This window comes from Vibrio sp. GJ43-1, assembly GCF_055808835.1.
Genome location: NZ_CM147885.1, coordinates 943,623 through 959,110 on the forward strand (window position 1 = coordinate 943,623; position 15,488 = coordinate 959,110).

At 44.5% G+C, this 15,488-nt stretch carries 16 protein-coding genes and 2 pseudogenes; 8 read left to right on the plus strand and 10 right to left on the minus strand.

The genetic code is table 11. From position 1 onward, the window contains the following. The first annotated feature begins 343 nt into the window (after window positions 1-343). Window positions 344-1,411: a porin gene (locus tag AC0L66_RS21590; protein WP_473569311.1), complete on the plus strand. Its 1,068-nt coding sequence runs from the start codon at window positions 344-346 to the stop codon at window positions 1,409-1,411. Window positions 1,412-1,542: 131 nt separating this feature from the next. On the opposite strand, the gene AC0L66_RS21595 is transcribed toward AC0L66_RS21590, so the two are convergent. The 7 genes and pseudogenes from AC0L66_RS21595 to AC0L66_RS21625 all read right to left on the minus strand — a co-directional run bounded on the left by AC0L66_RS21595 (window position 1,543) and on the right by AC0L66_RS21625 (window position 8,648). Beyond that, a complete protein-coding gene (locus AC0L66_RS21595) occupies window positions 1,543-3,180 on the minus strand; it encodes a BatD family protein (protein WP_473569313.1) in 1,638 nt (545 codons plus the stop codon). Further along, a complete protein-coding gene (locus AC0L66_RS21600; protein ID WP_473569315.1) occupies window positions 3,180-5,102 on the minus strand; it encodes a VWA domain-containing protein in 1,923 nt (640 codons plus the stop codon). The genes AC0L66_RS21595 and AC0L66_RS21600 overlap by 1 nt, the downstream gene beginning before the upstream one ends. After that, window positions 5,095-6,062, minus strand: a pseudogene (locus AC0L66_RS21605) (vWA domain-containing protein). Before AC0L66_RS21605 ends, AC0L66_RS21600 begins: the two are co-directional and overlap by 8 nt. Window positions 6,063-6,064: 2 nt before the next feature. Next, complete coding sequence (locus AC0L66_RS21610) at window positions 6,065-6,658, minus strand: DUF4381 domain-containing protein (protein ID WP_473569317.1); 594 nt, start codon at window positions 6,656-6,658, stop codon at window positions 6,065-6,067. Then, window positions 6,655-7,461: a DUF58 domain-containing protein gene (locus AC0L66_RS21615; RefSeq protein WP_473569319.1), complete on the minus strand. Its 807-nt coding sequence runs from the start codon at window positions 7,459-7,461 to the stop codon at window positions 6,655-6,657. Before AC0L66_RS21615 ends, AC0L66_RS21610 begins: the two co-directional genes overlap by 4 nt. Before the next feature lie 34 nt (window positions 7,462-7,495). After that, on the minus strand, window positions 7,496-7,666 hold the full coding sequence (locus AC0L66_RS21620) for a hypothetical protein (RefSeq protein ID WP_473569321.1): 171 nt from the start codon (window positions 7,664-7,666) through the stop codon (window positions 7,496-7,498). 24 nt (window positions 7,667-7,690) lie between these two features. After that, window positions 7,691-8,648: pseudogene (locus AC0L66_RS21625) on the minus strand (AAA family ATPase). 493 nt (window positions 8,649-9,141) lie between these two features. On the opposite strand from AC0L66_RS21625, the gene AC0L66_RS21630 reads away from it, so the two are divergent. From AC0L66_RS21630 to AC0L66_RS21645, 4 genes are all read left to right on the plus strand, one after another. Beyond that, window positions 9,142-9,342, plus strand: a complete 201-nt coding sequence (locus AC0L66_RS21630) for a restriction endonuclease subunit S (protein ID WP_265674120.1) — start codon at window positions 9,142-9,144, stop codon at window positions 9,340-9,342. A 300-nt stretch (window positions 9,343-9,642) separates the two neighbouring features. Next, complete coding sequence (locus AC0L66_RS21635; RefSeq protein WP_265674119.1) at window positions 9,643-10,320, plus strand: LuxR C-terminal-related transcriptional regulator; 678 nt, start codon at window positions 9,643-9,645, stop codon at window positions 10,318-10,320. A gap of 173 nt (window positions 10,321-10,493) precedes the next feature. Next, complete coding sequence (locus tag AC0L66_RS21640) at window positions 10,494-11,078, plus strand: thioredoxin domain-containing protein (RefSeq protein ID WP_265674118.1); 585 nt, start codon at window positions 10,494-10,496, stop codon at window positions 11,076-11,078. After that, the gene (locus AC0L66_RS21645) at window positions 11,075-11,311 is read left to right on the plus strand and encodes a hypothetical protein (RefSeq protein WP_473569323.1); all 237 of its coding nucleotides are present in this window, start codon (window positions 11,075-11,077) and stop codon (window positions 11,309-11,311) included. The genes AC0L66_RS21640 and AC0L66_RS21645 overlap by 4 nt, the downstream gene beginning before the upstream one ends. Before the next feature lie 149 nt (window positions 11,312-11,460). On the opposite strand, the gene AC0L66_RS21650 is transcribed toward AC0L66_RS21645, so the two are convergent. From AC0L66_RS21650 to AC0L66_RS21660, 3 genes are read right to left on the minus strand one after another with little or no spacing between them, the layout of a single operon-like run. Next, window positions 11,461-12,297: a CsgG/HfaB family protein gene (locus AC0L66_RS21650; protein WP_473569325.1), complete on the minus strand. Its 837-nt coding sequence runs from the start codon at window positions 12,295-12,297 to the stop codon at window positions 11,461-11,463. A gap of 22 nt (window positions 12,298-12,319) precedes the next feature. Continuing rightward, window positions 12,320-12,745, minus strand: a complete 426-nt coding sequence (locus AC0L66_RS21655) for a curli assembly protein CsgF (protein ID WP_473569327.1) — start codon at window positions 12,743-12,745, stop codon at window positions 12,320-12,322. Window positions 12,746-12,755: 10 nt separating this feature from the next. Next, window positions 12,756-13,244, minus strand: a complete 489-nt coding sequence (locus tag AC0L66_RS21660) for a curli production assembly/transport protein CsgE (RefSeq protein ID WP_473569329.1) — start codon at window positions 13,242-13,244, stop codon at window positions 12,756-12,758. A 426-nt stretch (window positions 13,245-13,670) separates the two neighbouring features. Here AC0L66_RS21660 and AC0L66_RS21665 point away from each other — a divergent pair, with 426 nt between their 5' ends. The 3 genes from AC0L66_RS21665 to AC0L66_RS21675 all read left to right on the plus strand — a co-directional run bounded on the left by AC0L66_RS21665 (window position 13,671) and on the right by AC0L66_RS21675 (window position 15,444). Continuing rightward, window positions 13,671-14,279: a curlin subunit CsgB gene (locus AC0L66_RS21665; RefSeq protein WP_473569330.1), complete on the plus strand. Its 609-nt coding sequence runs from the start codon at window positions 13,671-13,673 to the stop codon at window positions 14,277-14,279. Window positions 14,280-14,364: 85 nt separating this feature from the next. Further along, window positions 14,365-15,117: a hypothetical protein gene (locus AC0L66_RS21670; protein ID WP_473569332.1), complete on the plus strand. Its 753-nt coding sequence runs from the start codon at window positions 14,365-14,367 to the stop codon at window positions 15,115-15,117. Window positions 15,118-15,198: 81 nt separating this feature from the next. After that, entirely contained in the window at window positions 15,199-15,444 is a 246-nt protein-coding gene (locus AC0L66_RS21675) for a hypothetical protein (protein WP_473569334.1), read from the plus strand. Window positions 15,445-15,488 lie beyond the last annotated feature (44 nt).

The window sequence follows — 15,488 nt, forward strand, 5'->3', positions numbered from 1 at the left end:
TGCGTTTGTGTGGTAAATGGTAGCGCTGGCGAGTGATTCACAGGACTGATGGGAAAAATAAAAGAAAACCTACGAATAAGTATAAGGTTCTCACTGTTTATAAATCTTTATGTGTAACCTATTGTTTTTAAATGGGTAAATTCCTTGGTTTCGGATCTCTAAAATTTCAGTTTGTTTCACGACACATTCGGGAACTCTCAATTTAAAGTAATTCCATATTTCAAGTTCACGTTTTTAGCGTCTTTAACACCGAGCGGCCTGCCAGCTTCTCTCGTTAAAGAAACACTTTAAACACCTATCGGGCGATATAGCTCGATAACAAGCCGTCAATATGGAAATCGTAATGAACAAAACACTATTAGCACTTGCAGTAACTGCTGCTGCAATCGGTACTCAAGCAAACGCACTAGAAGTTTACAACAAAGAAGGCACGCAGATGAACATCGGCGGTCACGTAACTGTTGGTTTAACTGGCGCGCACAAGGGTCAAGACGCACGTGTAGAAGAGAAATCTCCACGTCTAAACATTGAAGTAATCCAAGACCTTGGTAACGGCTTCAAGGCTGACTTCAAAGCAGAATGGCAAATGAACATGCTTGAAGGTGCTGAAAACACGTTCAAGACTCGTCTAGGCTACATCGGTCTTGGTCACGAGACTTACGGCCGCCTAGCTGCTGGTACACAGTGGTCGCCTTACTACATGGCGGCAGGTGTTGTTGATACGCCAATCGGTTGGTCAAATGACTTCTTATACGACAACCACGGTTTCTTCGGTACAGCTCGTGCTGAGAAGATGGTTGCTTACTCAAACACTATCGATTTTGATACCGCTGGTGCATTGACGCTTGGCGCGGGTTGGCAGGGTGCTAACCAAGTAACGGAAACTGTATCGACTGTTTCAGGAAATGTTGTTTCTACATCAAAAAATGTAGTGCTGCACTCACAAAACCGTGCACAAATCGCTGCTGGTTACTCAATTGAAGGCTTTAACGCAAACTACGCATTCAACTCTGGTAACCTAACAGAGCGTGGCATTGCTCGCACTGCTGAATCTCACCTGGTTTCTGGTAAATACGGTAACTTCGGTGCAGGTCTTTACGTAGCTGCGACTTACGCGTCTAACGAGTACATGAACTCATATAACAACGCTCTACTTAAAGATACTAAAGCGTTCGATTCAATTCTTGCATACGGTCTAGACATGGGTCTAAACCTGATTCTTAAGCATGAAGTGATGAAAGATGACGAGCTAGGTCTAAACGTTAAATCTGGCACATCTGTTCAAGCTGAATACACTATCTCACCTCGTCTACGTGCCTACACGGGTTACAACTACGACAACCAAGGTGAAGGCAAGTACAAGAAACAGCAAGATCACCAATTCATCATCGGTACTCGTTTTTACCTATAAGCGACCATCGATGTTAACAATGCGTTAATCATTGCTTAAAGCGCCCATCTAAGGGCGCTTTTTTTATGGGTAGTACTCCAGTATTTCAAGTCTTACGGGATTATTCATCCACTAAATCCGATTGAATAGTCTTATAGCGGCGGTAATTCACGGCCTTCTTTGGTTAACCTTGCACTTTCAATTAATCCGATCACATGGCTTGAATCCCAAGAACTCGATTCATTGCGCTCTAATTCGCTAGTGAGTGATAAGCGACTCATCTCAGTAAGCTGCACTTGAATTTGTGCCACGGTTGATGCCGACAAACCTTGGTTCGACTTAATCCACATATGGAAGACAGACTGCGCCTCAATGGTTTGGTTATCTTTGATCGCTTGTATTAAACGTTGCTTGATAGGCAAATGACTGTCGCCCGTTTGCAGCGTTTCAACGTTTGAACGTGGTGCGTGTTTGCTTGCCCTGTACCACATGAATGTCGAAAATAGCCAAAGCAGCGCCAAAATGCCACTGAGGTATGGCCAAAGCCCAGCGTCTTTGACCACTTCTGCAGGGGGCGCTACATCTGGTGGCGCAAATGAAATCGGGGCTTCATCGCTTTGTTGCACGCTAACGGTTAATCCGGGCGATGTGGATTGGTCAGCGAGGTTCGTGGTGGTATTCCACCAATTCACTATGATCTTGGGTAACTCATAATTCCCGGCTTGTTTGGCAATTAATACTTGTTTGGTGGTCATGGTGACTGAACCATCACTATTTTCGGTAAAGGTCGGCTTTTCTGGATAGACGCGAAACGCGTCTGGATTTTTTATCGAAAGGTTAGGGAGCTGGTTTGCCGTCAATCCCATCGCAGTTAATGTGATGGTTCGAGTGAGCGCATCGCCTGTCGCCATTTCAGTGTCATTAGACGACACAAGGCTGCCATCAGCACGTTGCCAAGATTGTGTCATTGAAAGTTTGGAAGTGGGGAGCCAAATACCTTGATAGTTCTCAGGAATAGGATGCACTGTTATGGCAAGTGTCGGTGCTTTTGGGTTTAGAGTGAGTATTTTAGTCGACCCACTCCGATTATTTCCATAGAGCACTCCGCCACTGAGTGTTGGGGCCTGAAGAGTAAACTCACCAGCGTCTTTCGCTGTCACTCGATATTGTTGATCAATGATCAATACATCGACACCGTCTAATACGGCTTGGTATTGCTTTGGCTCTCCAATCGCGTCTAACGATACGCCATTGGCGATAGGTTGCACTAGTTCAGGGTTTTGTAACAGGCGAGGGTCTACTTTAACGATAATCCGCACGTCTAATAAGGTACTTTCTTTAGGAAACAGCTGCTGTGTGCCGATTTGTGTTCTGACCTCGATCATGTCGTCGGTGGTAGGCGTTTGTTCATCAATCGTCACAGACAGGGTGATTGGCGCCGTTTTTACCCCATTAACATCAAAGCTTGGAATGACAATTTTACCTATCCGTTGTGGTGCAATGGCAATAGTCCACACACTACTGTCCGTTCGCGAGCCGTTTAAAATGTTAACGGAAGAACTAAAATTGGCGCGACCAGTATAGAAGTCACCGCTCAGCGCATCAAAAGAGACCTTATTCCCATCGAGTTTTTCGTCGGCGACCACTCGCAGTTGAATGACTTCATCTTTACTGACTTTGGTTTTATTAACGCTAGCGGTCACGTTTAAAGCCCAAGAGGGAAAGCTGATAAGCCCACACAAGGTGAGTAATAAGCCTAGGAGCAAAGGATGCAAATTCATGTTTTTCATTACCAGTTTTTCCCTTGAGCAGTAGGTGGTTCTCTATCTCGAGCTTGCAATAACATTTGGGCTTGAATAAGGCGGCTCGGATCTCGCGCTGATTCTACCTGTTCGAGTTGACGTAATTCTGGCTCCAACGCCTCTAATTGATCGTGCTGCGATATGGCATTATTACTTTGTGTGTCGCTGCTGGTGTCCGCTTCTTGGGCATTCTTCCCTGCCTGGACGTCGACTGTTGAGTCTTGCTTATCCGTTAGGTTTTGTTCATCGCTGGGTTGTTGTCCTTGCGTATTGTTAGGCACGTTGTCTTCGCTTGCTTCTTGTGCTGACGACGGCTTTTGTTGACGATCGGCCATGCTATTTTCTTTTGAAGGTTCGGCTTGTGAAGAGTTAGCCGAAGAAGAATCCGCTTGCGACGTGGAACCTTGATTGTTTTGTGATTGTGAAGCGTCGGCGTGGCTTTCTTCATTGTTGGCGCTGTTACTGTTCTGTTCCGGTTGCCCTTGCTGGTCTGGCGAATCAGAATCTTGTTGCTGTTGCTGTTGCTGTTGCTGTTGCTGTTGCTGTTGCTGTTGCGCCTGTTTAACAGTGGCTAAGTCTCGCTGTGCGGCGAGGTTGTTCGGTTCCCGTTCTAGTACGGTTTCATAGCTTGAAATGGCGTGTTCAAAATCCCCATTTTGGGCGTACGCATGAGCCAAGTTGTTAATGTCTTCAGTCGTATTGAGTGATTGCCATGCTTGAATTGCCCCGGCGTAGTCACCCGCTTCATATTTGGCTGCGCCTTGCCATTGCGCATCGGTGAATTCGTTCGCCGCTTGCTCGAAGCGTTTGTCTTGAAAGGCATCATACGCATTCTGGTCACTATTTTTAAACCAACCAGCGATGGGGGAAGCCGCCACTGGGGAGGGGGTGGAAACGAGTACGATAAAGTATAGAGGCAGAGTGAAGATCAATCCTTTTCTAAATAAAGGCAGCATGAGTAACAAGATGAAAGGCAGTAACCAAATCCCGTTGTTAACATGAGTGGTGACCGATTGTTCAGTGGCATCCAGCTGGATTTCGTTATCAAACGAGGGATTTATTGATGTGCGGACTAGCCGCTCAATATCACCATTGTTGCTTTGGTAGGCGCTAAACTGACCAGCGTTTATGTTGGCGACTTGTTTTAGAGCTTGGAAGTTGGTCTTCGCAACCACGGTTGTTCCCGCTTTATTTTTTAATAATGAACCATCTGGAAGCGGAATCGGTGCACCCGCTTTAGACCCGAAAGCTAACACTGATAGGGTCCAAGGACCATCACTTAACAACGCTTCAATATTGGATTGCTCTTGATCGCTTAGGTCATCAGAAAATAGGATGACCTCACCTTGATTGACCCCTCCTTGCTTCATCATGGTGATGGCTTGCGCTACCGCGAGATCAGCGCGAGCTCCTTGAACAGGCATAATGTCAGGCGAAAGATGCTGAATCAGGTTTTTTAATGTCGCGGAGTCGGTCGTGAGAGGGCTCAGGGTGTAGGCGTCACCTGCATAAGCAATAAGCCCCGTTTGTCCTTGTTTTAGTAGCGGTAACAGGTCTTGAGCTTTATATTTAATTTGAGCAAGTCGACTGGGTTTTATGTCATTAGCATAAACAGATTGAGACATATCCAGCACCAACACTCTCGCGTCGTTAGTTTGCGAGGCGGGTACGGCATGTTTTTGAAAACTCGGCCCGGCGATGGCAATGATGACAATAACGATCAGTACCGAAATCGCAGGTAAACGTAAATAGTGCCCTGAGTTCGCTTGAGTAAAATAAGCGGCTAAATGAGGTGCCATCAACGCGTTCGCTTGCCCACTGCGTTTTAACCAACTTAACAAGGCTAAACCTATGATTGCAGGGAGCAGTAACCATAAAGCCTGAGGATAAAGGAACATAAAGTCAGACATCGTCTCTCCTAATGAAAAGTAACGCGCTCAGCAACATCAGTGCGAGTAAAGTCGGTAACCAAAACCATTCGGTTTGAGGTCGCCAACTTTGAGACGCTTGAGTGATCGGTTGCAGTGCGTTAATCGTGTCGTAAATTTTGCTAAGATCTTGTGCGTTTCTGGCTCGAAAATACTCGCCGCCAGTCATGGTTGCGATTTGAGTTAGCGTTTCTTCATCTAAATCTTCGGCGGTATTTACCGTTCGAGTCATGAAAAAGTCTTTCACCTGCATTTCACCTAAGCACCAACACCGATGGTGTAGATCGTTGTCTGGTATTTTTTTGCAATTTCCGCTGCTTTAATGGGGTCGATAACGCCAGCGTTGTTACTGCCGTCGCTGAGTAAGATCATCACACGTTGCGGAGCATTACCGTCGATAAAGGTTTTTGTCGCCAGCCCAATCCCCTCGCCAATTGCGGTTTGTGTACCGATTAACTTCAATACAGTCTGATCCAGTTGACGCTTAATGGTTTCTTTATCAAACGTTAGCGGTGTTTGCAGGTAGGCATGGTCAGCAAAATAAACCAACCCAATACGATCCCCTTTGCGCTTATCGACAAAGTCAGAGACGACGTGTTTTACCGTCGTAAGTCGGTCTATGTATTCACCTTGATAAGCCATGTCTTCTTTACTCATTGAGTAAGAAAGATCGATAACCAACATCATGTCTCGATGTTTGGGCTGGATCTCAATGGGTTCTCCAAACCAAACAGGCCGAGCGCTGGCGATTACGAGCAGTAACCATGCGCTAATTGCCAAAACTTTACTGACAGTTTCCATCCGATTAGCCTGCTCTGGAAGTGCAGTCAAATGCGGAAGGATGACGCGGGTGGAAGCGATATTCGGCGTCAATATTCGATGAGCAACATAGGGCAACGGAGCAAGAAAAAACATCCACCACCATTCAAATGACAGTGACATGACTACCCCCTATTCCAATTGCGATATTTCCGCTTTGGCGGTAGTGCTTGTTGAATCCAACGCTCACAGTCTGCGATTAAAGTATGACCTTCCAAGCTTGGATGCGAGACCGTCGGCAGGGCGTTGTTTTCCTCTTGAACTTGCTCTTTGACATCAGTATTTGCTCCGCCATTGAGCGTTTGAGCGCGAGGGGAGCTATAAGCATGTTGCGAGCAGTAAAGCGCCTGATTCCACAGTGCTTGGTTGGGAGAAAAGATGTCCTCCGCCAATTGTGAATCTAAGAATTGATACCAGCTCTGTCCACTCAACTTCGCAATATCTTGCCTTGGGTAGTAACTCAGCGCCGCTTGTCGGACGACCTCTATGGCGGAAGAAGGGGTTAAATTGTGGCGCTCTATCTTAAATAAATTAAGTGCTGCACGTTTAGCTCGCGTTTTCTGTTTGTTGCGTCGGTACCAAAATAGCGAACAGACGATAATGAAAATGAGGATTAATCCTGATATCCACCATCCCGGCCCAAGTGGCCACCATGATGGCGCCGTCGGTAGGGTAAGGGAGCTTAATTCTAATGGGTGCGATATAGTTTCTTGGGTCATGATTGGCGTTCTAAAATTTGTTGAAGGAGTGGCGCACCACTGGAAATTTGCGATAAATGTATCCCAAACGATGCGAGCTCATATTGCAGGCGGCTGTGATGGTTGAGATACGCTTGTTTGATAGCAGAACGAGTGCGATCGCTACTCATGTTTAGTGTCATTTCATCGGCTTTACCTTGAACGCGTTGTAGCCCTTTGCCGTTGCATTCGGCCATTTCGAGTGGATCATATATTTGAATCGCTCGCACTCGATTGTGCTGAGAAAGGCGTTTAACGGTGTCAAAATCCTGGGTTGTCGCGGTAGAGAAATCACTGATAAGCACAACCTCACTACCTTTTCTGCAAAGATTGCTTAGCGCATCAAACGCCTGCGTTTTTACTTCGCTTGGCTTTTGCTGCGCGAAGGTGAGGTGCTGCTCAGCAGACGTGCTCGTATTAGGCTCTAGCTGGTGGTTGTGCGCAGAAACGATAGCGTTAAGAAGTTGGAAAACCGCGCCTTTTGATGCAGAAGGTCGTAATTCAATAAGCCGATCCTGAGTACGAATTACTGCCCCGACACGGTCTTTATTCGCAACGGCGACCCAACACAAAAGGCTAGCTAAATGGCACAGCTGAACAGATTTAAGGAGCAGTTTGGTGCCACTGAATAGACTCGGTGTGAGATCAAGAAACAAGACAACGGGTCGCTCTCGTTCTTCGGAAAACAGTTTGGTGTGAACCTTGCCTGTGCGCGCTGTAACCCGCCAGTCTATTTGCCTCACATCATCGCCTGCTTGATATTGACGGACTTCAGAAAAAGTCATACCACGCCCTTTGCGGGGGCTTAAATGTGCGCCGTTAAGCTGTGACCATAAACTTTTTGCTTGATGGTTGCCATCGCTTGCCATGAGTTTGGTAAAAGGCAAGTTCGTCTACGGTTAGGCTAACACCGTTACAGGTAGGTAAGTGCCCTTGCTCAATCGCTTGCTGTAAAGGATTTACTTGGTTAGATTGACGTCGAAAAAACATAACTGCATACCGCCTAAATGTTCGTTACGCAGAAGCAACAGTGCTAAGAAGCTCGTCCACCACATCATTGCTTAGTGATCCCTTCTGCTTGTGCGTGATAGCTGAGCAGTAAGCGATGGCGCAGCACAGGGTAAATAACGGCATGCACATCTTCTGGGCTAACGAAGTCTCGCCCGGCTAACCAAGCATGGGCACGGCTTGCTCTATCTAATGCGATTGTGGCTCGTGGGCTCACGCCCATTTCTAGCCATTTTGCTAATTTGTCGCTGTATTGAGCGGGCTGACGAGTCGCGATAATCAGTCGAACGATATAGCGTTCAATAGTGTCTGCCATATGAATAGAGAGAACTTGCTGGCGAGCCTTGAAAATATCCGATTGTGAAATGGCTTGTTGTGGTTGCACGGTATGTCCAAGTGCCTCGCCACGATTGAGCTTGAGGATGGCTAACTCGCTCTCTGCATCTGGGTAATCGACATCAAGATGCATTAGAAAACGGTCTAACTGTGCCTCTGGCAGAGGATAAGTGCCTTCTTGTTCAATTGGGTTTTGTGTCGCCATGACTAAAAAGAGTTCTGGTAATGGGTAAGTGGTTTGCCCGACACTGATCTGTTTCTCGGCCATTGCTTCAAGCATGGCAGCTTGTACTTTTGCAGGTGCTCGGTTGACTTCATCCGCAAGCAGTAAAGAATGGAAAATAGGGCCCGCTTTAAATTCGAACTCGCCACTTTCTGGGCGATAGATGTCAGTACCAGTTAGATCGGATGGCAGTAAGTCTGGTGTAAATTGGATACGATGAAAGCTGCCTTCAATACAATCAGCTAGCGCTTTTGCTGCCCTTGTTTTTGCGAGTCCTGGTGGTCCTTCAACAAGAATATGCCCGTCGGCGAGTAGGGCGATGAGCAATTGTTTTACCAACGCTTCTTGGCCGATGACTTGGGACTCAAGGTAACTTTGGAGTTGTTGAAAGGCTTGCATAGGCATGTATTATTTCCTTCTTATCGATAGCTAGCCACGACAAATGACATAACGGGCTTATATATAAATCATCTAGACGTATTAAGTAGAGGCGCTACGGGTCACAAAGTTCCATCTGTTATGTCATTGTTTTGTCAAGCTAGTTATGACGTTTGTCGAATTTGCGATACCCGATAATGTAGGGCGTTAGAGAGGATTGTTCAATCCCCTTTGAATGAATCTATAGCAGAGAATATGCATCAGTCATAATAGGTTGACGTTTGGGTGAAGTATGTACGAATTGCTGGCGTAAGTAGTGCGTTTTATGCGCGAGTGTTGTGCGAAGCGTTCATGACAGCAGTCGCCATTTTCGGACACTTCTCGTACTTACTGGTTAGCGTAAAGGGGCGACGTAGACTTGTCGCTAGCCTCGTTATTACAAAACCAGTAAACTAGTCAAAATGTTAAACATCGTATTGATGAAACTTTATATTGGTATAATTAGGAAAGGTAATCGGTTATGAGTGATTTTGAGAAAGAGTTAGAGGCGATGTCTACTCAGACAGAAGGTGAGCCAGAAGTCTCTCTACCTTCAATTGAAGAGCAACGTGAAATTGCACAAAAGCTAAAACAATTAGAAGCGGAAGGTAAATTGACGCCTGAAATATTAGAGCAGTACTTCGGTAAGTTTAGCGAAAAGAATGCAGCGCCACTACACTAAGTCATCTGATTAATATTATCGTCTATCCACGCGGTGTTATCTACGACACCGCGGCTCAATTCCTTTCAATATGAACCGATGCCATTAAACGTTGTACTTATACCTTTGTCACAAAAAATGGACAGATTACTTAATAAGCTTCTATCGTCTCACTCCTGAGACGTAACATCTAACCTTATGATAATAATATTGTTATCACTGGCGGTGGTCATAATGTCTCAAAGGCGACACTTGACGGATGTAAATAAGAGGTTAACTTTAGGGTTAATTTTAGGAACCTACACAGGCAGGGAGTATGCTATGTCGACCGTAGAAGTTGAGACCCGACAAGCGATCTTGTTGGCGGAAAATAATCTACAGTCAAGCTTACTTAAAGACTCGATTGAGCAGAAGGTTGATCTTCACATCAAGCTCGTCTCTCCAGAGCGATTAAGTAGTTGTAAGCTTAGCTTAAAACAATACAATTTTGATGTCGTGATTGTTGATCATCAGGCAATCACGGATAAACACATAGAGAGGTATCAGGATCTCCGTGAAACCCTTGGTGCTGACGTACAAGAAGTGCTGATTAATACATCACCAGACCTTTCTCATGCCGATATGCTGAAATGGCAGCATTTAGTGGGGATATTTTATTCAACCGATAATCTCGATAAATTAGTGACGGGTTTCGAGTGTATCTTACGTGGTGAAATGTGGATGAGTCGCAAACTGGTGTTTGAGTACATCAAGTTTTATCGTGGCCGCCAATGCGCAAAAACCAGTCCTTATTATTCGAAGTTAACTAAACGCGAACAACAAATTATTAAGTTGCTGGGTGATGGGGCGTCTAATACGCAGATCGCAGATTCGTTGTTCGTTAGTGAAAACACAGTGAAAGCACATCTGCACAACACCTTTAAGAAAATAAAAGTAAAGAATCGCCTTCAGGCGTTGCTATGGGCAAAAAATAATATCGCATCTAACGAGTTTGTTTAAATGGCGATGATTTTGGCGTAAAGCGAACACCATGTGAATGATGTAAATTGAAGAGAGGTAACTCTCTTCTATCGTTTTTTAAGTTTCCCCTTCTTATCTCTACATATTTTAGAATTTATCAGTAATTAATGTTTCGTTATGGTAGCGCTCAGGTTTTTAGCTAGAGATTACCAATGAAATCCCTGTTTACTTTGATGGTATTTACCCTCGTTCAATTTTCTGCTGTAGCATCGCCGTATAAAGCGGGACAGCACTACCTTACTTTAACGCATGCCCCAAGCATTGAGCCTCAGGTTATGCTATTCCACTCCCCATTTTGCGGACCTTGTGCCATGGTTCACGGCCCTATTATGCAAATTGTAAAACAACACAATGCGACTTTTAGGGAAATTATTGTAGGTGTCGGCCCGGTTGGGCGCGATGTGCAAGAGGCATTTATTGTTGCCAAAGAGCAGGGGCTAGAGCAATCATTTATTGAGGAATTGATTCACAGAATTCATTTTCGCGCTAATCACGCCCCTCAGTACAGAGAAGATTTTGTTGAGGTTCTTGACACGTGTGGTGTACAGCAAGACAAATTTGAAAGTCGTTGTCAGTCAGTAAACGATCAAGTAGAGGATTTTAATCGGCTAGTGAAAGCTTATCGTATTAATGCCACACCTACGATTGTCGTTAATGGCAATAAGCAAGTAGTGTTGCATCGGCTTAATAGTTTTGAGGAACTCGATGCATTAATCGCGGAGTTACTCGCATCATGATGGAACAGGATGTTGCGGTAGCGATGATTTGTTTCAGCGTACTTTGCGCACCAGCCGTGTTGGGCGGTTTCCAATCAAAACGGTCGTTAACTTGGTGCTTCAATGCCTTGAGTGCGGTCTGTGTCTGTATCGCGTATCATTACTCTTATCATCCTATGGTTTATCTGCCAATGCTGATGTTAGCCGTGACAAGCTGGCTCTTTGCCGTAGGATTCGCTGTTAATCAGTCTTAGTGCGTCATTGATATTCTGGAAAAGTCGCCATGAGCGAGGGTAAAAAAATAGGGCTACGGGTAATATCCATTTTCCGCATAGCCCTATTTGTTAATAAACACTATTTGTTAATAAAAACTATCTGTTAATAAACACTATCTGTTTTGAGATCACAGTATTTCAGTTGTGGCATTTGAATATTTAGCAATAATTGGATTCGTGTCTGCCTCTGGGTCATTTGAAGACCACATACCACGTTCCATTCCTTTAATGATGAGATGAATCACGGCCGCATCAATTGCTGACATAATGGCAATGTTAACGGGTTCGTTATTACTGTATCCCATCTCAACTTCTAACAGCTCTTTGTAATCAATGAAGCGGAAAGCGCCCAATCCAATTTCGTGAGAGGAAATCGTCTTAGACGTCGTGATACTCAGTAATACTTGACCGCTTCTCACATCAACGGCACGAAGATTTACGGTTACTTGGTCGGTTCTATATTGTCCTGATGCACCAATGCCTAAATATTTCGCTCCAACACCACCCGTACGGATATTTGAATCGTAGGCAACAATTCCCCCTTCAATGACAACGTTAGCGGAATTCAAAGAAGACAAATCTGCACCGTGATTAGAAATGACTTTATCTTTTTTCTGAGCGGCACGAATGATTTTACGTTCGGTTAGTAGGTTTTGTAAGCCTTCACGCTCTAAAGGAATGAACCATTGAGAATCAAGCAATGATGTCGTCAGTAAGGAAGTCCCTCCTTGAGGAACCGCAGTAGAGAAATTACTGTTTGGCTGGGGTTTATATTGCCCGGTTTGATCTCTGAAATCGTAAACTGAGACAAGAATTTTTCCTGCAGGTTTTGGCAGTGAAATTAAATCCGTATAAGTTGCACCGCGGGGCATGAGTATCGGCTCTGCCGAGGTGTCGGGTATATCGAGTGATGTCGCGCAGCCAGAGACGACTAGGGCAGCGAATAATGATAATAAGTGTCTCATAACACAATCCTTGTCTTATGTTTTATTGTATTGCTAGCGATGTTCCTAGCTGAATCGTCGATGTTTCACCTGTGATCTTGTCTTCTATTCTTACGATCAAGCCATTGCCGCCGCTGTCTTGCGCTACGTTCAAAATATAGTCGGTTGTTTCCAGCGTTCCTGATGACGTGGTTCCGTCAGAAATATCCGCTAGAAACTGGCTGATTAGACGAGATTCTAAGCTCGCAGCAAGTCTGTCTACGGCAGATTCTTCATCAAAGTCGAAGTTTCCTGAACTTGGCCCTTCATAATCGTTTATCGCGCTTGCATGTGCGAACAGATGGGAGCTATTGAGTGGGTTGCCACCAAAGCTTGGGTTTACTGGGGTGTAAACAAGCTCGCTTCCGAGTAATGCTGAAGAATAGAGCAGCACAGCTGCCAGCGAAAAATTGTGCGTTAGGTTTGTCATCCTTGCCATCCTAAAATTCATCGTGATCGAGATCGTAAGTGTCCATAAAAAGACGCTCTGCTTGCCAGCGTATGATGTAATTACCGACGACACGTAGGGCATCATCTGCGCGCTCTTTTGCTTGTTGTCTACCGGGGGACAATGCCGTTCTGAATATCGCTTTCCTCGAGTGATAAACTTCTATGATACTGCCGGACAATGCTGTCGGAATCTCTTTCACAGTTAAGTTTTCTTCAAGGTTTGGATATTTGTCATTGACCTTTTGGGAAAAGAAAAAATAAAAGTCTTCTCCCAAACGAGTCATCGTTCTGTCAACGATGACACCGCTAACTTCATTGAAATTAGTGAACGGCGTGCGTAGTTTGTCTGCCTCGCTTCCAGAATTTCGGGTAGTCTCGACATTATCGACTTCAGAGCTCGCATCGACGTTGAAGATTGAAATGCTCAACAGCATTAGCCCGGCAACGACAATTCTGTGTAACTTTCTACTAGATAACATTGTTAAAACACTCCCAGTCAAAATCCATTTCAAAAGTGAGTCATTCTCTGCTGAGAACTTAGTTGAATAATAGCGTTCATATCAGTAATAAAAAATAAACTCTAGTATTAGTTTTATCATATTTTCACTCATACTTATGTGGTTAATTACCAACAAAAAGTTACGCAAACTTGATGGGCTAAAATTGGTATAAATGGCTATAAGTTTATGGTCTGGAATTATCTCTGTGATTATTATTTCTAAAGCTAGGAAAGTTCTTTCAAATGATTTTATTTATTAGTCAGTTCACAACGTGCTAATGAACGCCACCGAGATTTGTTGTGTTTCATTGACTGATGCGAACGATTTGGAAGGTGTTTTTATACTCACCGAAGTGGTGGAAGTATGCTCAAAGGGATGAGATTGAACACATTTAGGGTGTTGCCGATGAACGTAGCGCTTTCGGCGGCGCTCATCGCGATATCTCCATTATGCCTATCTGAGACGATGATTGCGCCCAATGGAACGGTCGAATTACGAAGCGGGTTTTTGCATGAATTAAGCCAAGATATTGTGAGTGATTACACCGACCTAAGAAATGCTTATGACATTGATAATTATGCAGAAGTAAACATAACCGACGCCGATTTTGCTCGTGTGGAGATAGCCCAGGAGGGAGTAGGTAACTTTAGCGGTAACAAAGTGAAGCTGTCTGTTAGTAATAGTAATAACACCGTTCTTATTGGTCAAAAAGGAGTCCTCAACACGGCTTTTGTTCAACAAGATGGTCAGGGTAATACTGCTCTGATTGGGCAGCTAGGAATGAACAATGAAGCTCTGATTGTTCAAGAGGGAGATAATAATGTTGCCATGATAGGACAATTGAATGCATTTAATACTGCAAATAAAGCGAGTATTGAGCAGAGCAATGATAATAATCTGGCGATCGTTTCAGGGACGGGAGGTATTAATTTGGGAGTTTCCCAAGATGGAGGGGATTTATTCCTCCTTGAAACATCAAGCGCTTTACATATTTACGTAGACCAATCTAATTGACGCGCGGTTTTTAGTTTGGGTAGTAAAAAACGCTTCATATGAAGCACAGTCGACATGGAAACTTAAAGGAAAGAAGGTTGATATTATGAAAAGATTAGCGTTAGTGATTAGTGTAGCTCTAGCTTCTTCTGCTGTCGTGGCAGGACCCGGCCCATTACCTACAGTGCCAGGTGTCACTGGGGTCAATATTACTTCGGCAGTAGACAGTTATAGCCTCGTTCAAGGTGCCAACGATAACGCCGCTTTAGTATTGATGAACGGTGGTGATTACGGGGATGTATCTATTGTTCAAGGTGTCGTCCCTTCTGGTGACAAAAACCGAGCGGTTGTCGATATGACAGGAAGCGGAAATGATAATAACGTGGAAATCAAACAAGATCGTTATGATAACCGGGCATTAGTGCAAGCGTTTGGTGGTAGTCATGACAATGACGTAGAAATCATTCAAAACGATGACAGTAGAGCGTGGGTATTGGCCGCTCAAGGAAGCGATGGTAACGACGTTGAAATTCTTCAGAAAGGTTCGAGTAACCAAGCGCGTGTAGCGATGAGAAATCGTAGTGACGATAATGACGTCGATATTGATCAAAGAGGGTCCAACTTTGTCGCTAATGTCGGAATGAAAGGCAATAGTGACGACAATGAAGTTTATATCTTGCAGAAAGCAGGGCACAGTAATTCTTTAGCTGAGGTGTCATTTATCAACGCTAACGACAATGATAATGGTAACAAGTTTAATAACACATCTGGTGTTTATATTTCCCAAACAACGGGTGATTATGCGGGCGTCTTTATTGCTAATGGTGACCACAACGCAGTGTATATAAAACAAAACTAAGGTATGAAATTATCGATAGTAATAAAAACGGCGCTTAGCGTCGTTTTTTTCATCAGTATACCAATGAGTGGAAGCGGTGCTGTGAAATTGCCTATTCGCTGTCAGGTACTTAATGAGTACATTCAGGTCGTGATTGAGCGTAAACAAAGCGCTGGTGAATTGGTGATGACGACGCAGTCTGGTTCTACTATAGCCGTCAATATTAACGGAGGGTTTGCGAGCTATGGCCTAGATAAGAAGCTGTTCCCGCTAGAGTTAGTCGATCTGGATACTAATAAGGCGTGGGTAATTACCGAGACTTGCCTGGTGTACGTTACTGCAAACTAAAAGCCCGTCACTTCTAGGAAGGACGGGCTAACCAGCAAATGTGC

Coding starts and splice junctions, on each gene's coding strand:
- AC0L66_RS21590 (WP_473569311.1), top strand. CDS start 344: ATGAACAAAACACTATTAGCACTTGCAGTAACTGCTGCTGCAATCGGT.
- AC0L66_RS21595 (WP_473569313.1), bottom strand. CDS start 3,180: ATGAAAAACATGAATTTGCATCCTTTGCTCCTAGGCTTATTACTCACC.
- AC0L66_RS21600 (WP_473569315.1), bottom strand. CDS start 5,102: ATGTCTGACTTTATGTTCCTTTATCCTCAGGCTTTATGGTTACTGCTC.
- AC0L66_RS21610 (WP_473569317.1), bottom strand. CDS start 6,658: ATGACCCAAGAAACTATATCGCACCCATTAGAATTAAGCTCCCTTACC.
- AC0L66_RS21615 (WP_473569319.1), bottom strand. CDS start 7,461: ATGACTTTTTCTGAAGTCCGTCAATATCAAGCAGGCGATGATGTGAGG.
- AC0L66_RS21620 (WP_473569321.1), bottom strand. CDS start 7,666: ATGTTTTTTCGACGTCAATCTAACCAAGTAAATCCTTTACAGCAAGCG.
- AC0L66_RS21630 (WP_265674120.1), top strand. CDS start 9,142: ATGAGTGATTTTGAGAAAGAGTTAGAGGCGATGTCTACTCAGACAGAA.
- AC0L66_RS21635 (WP_265674119.1), top strand. CDS start 9,643: ATGTCGACCGTAGAAGTTGAGACCCGACAAGCGATCTTGTTGGCGGAA.
- AC0L66_RS21640 (WP_265674118.1), top strand. CDS start 10,494: ATGAAATCCCTGTTTACTTTGATGGTATTTACCCTCGTTCAATTTTCT.
- AC0L66_RS21645 (WP_473569323.1), top strand. CDS start 11,075: ATGATGGAACAGGATGTTGCGGTAGCGATGATTTGTTTCAGCGTACTT.
- AC0L66_RS21650 (WP_473569325.1), bottom strand. CDS start 12,297: ATGAGACACTTATTATCATTATTCGCTGCCCTAGTCGTCTCTGGCTGC.
- AC0L66_RS21655 (WP_473569327.1), bottom strand. CDS start 12,745: ATGACAAACCTAACGCACAATTTTTCGCTGGCAGCTGTGCTGCTCTAT.
- AC0L66_RS21660 (WP_473569329.1), bottom strand. CDS start 13,244: ATGTTATCTAGTAGAAAGTTACACAGAATTGTCGTTGCCGGGCTAATG.
- AC0L66_RS21665 (WP_473569330.1), top strand. CDS start 13,671: ATGAACGTAGCGCTTTCGGCGGCGCTCATCGCGATATCTCCATTATGC.
- AC0L66_RS21670 (WP_473569332.1), top strand. CDS start 14,365: ATGAAAAGATTAGCGTTAGTGATTAGTGTAGCTCTAGCTTCTTCTGCT.